This is a genomic window from Staphylococcus sp. B1(2026), assembly GCF_058895785.1.
In genome coordinates this window covers 1-567 of record NZ_JBZXTS010000116.1, presented here as the reverse complement: position 1 = coordinate 567, position 567 = coordinate 1, and the positions used below count along the sequence as shown (strand labels likewise).

1 tRNA gene is annotated in these 567 nt (G+C 23.5%); it reads right to left on the bottom strand.

Going from position 1 to position 567, the window contains the following annotated elements:
- Window positions 1-64: 64 nt before the first annotated feature.
- Window positions 65-148: transfer RNA gene (locus tag AC5EAH_RS08200), tRNA-Leu, on the bottom strand.
- Window positions 149-567 lie beyond the last annotated feature (419 nt).

The following is a 567-nucleotide window of genomic DNA, read 5'->3' as shown; positions in this document are numbered from 1 at the left end:
GTCGCAATATTATTTGCAATTCATCGAAATAAAAAAACAAGACACTTAAGTCTTGTTTTAATAATACCAGTAGTCGGGGTCGAACCGACACGTCCTCGCGGACACCGGATTTTGAGTCCGGCGCGTCTGCCAATTCCGCCATACTGGCAAAAATATTACTTATAAATCATATAATATTTTATTGATAAAGTCAATTATTTTTTACATAGAATACTTGTGTACCATAACTTTAAGATATAATATAAGCGTTTTTTTAATGGTAGTAATAGTATTAAATTATTGCTAATTAAAATGATTGAGTAAAATTAACTGTATTATCTTTATTTTTTATCATCACAAAAAATCCAAAGAACAAAGAATAAAATATATTCAACAAATAATAAAAAATTAAAAATTTTACTATCTATAAATAAAGATGTAATATATGTAAGACAAGAAATAGACAAATACATGAATATTATAATTTTTGAATTTATTTTTTTAATACACATTATTTCTTCAGCATCCTTTCAAATTTTTAAATGATATTTATATTTAAATATTAGCAAATATAATAATAAAAAAACA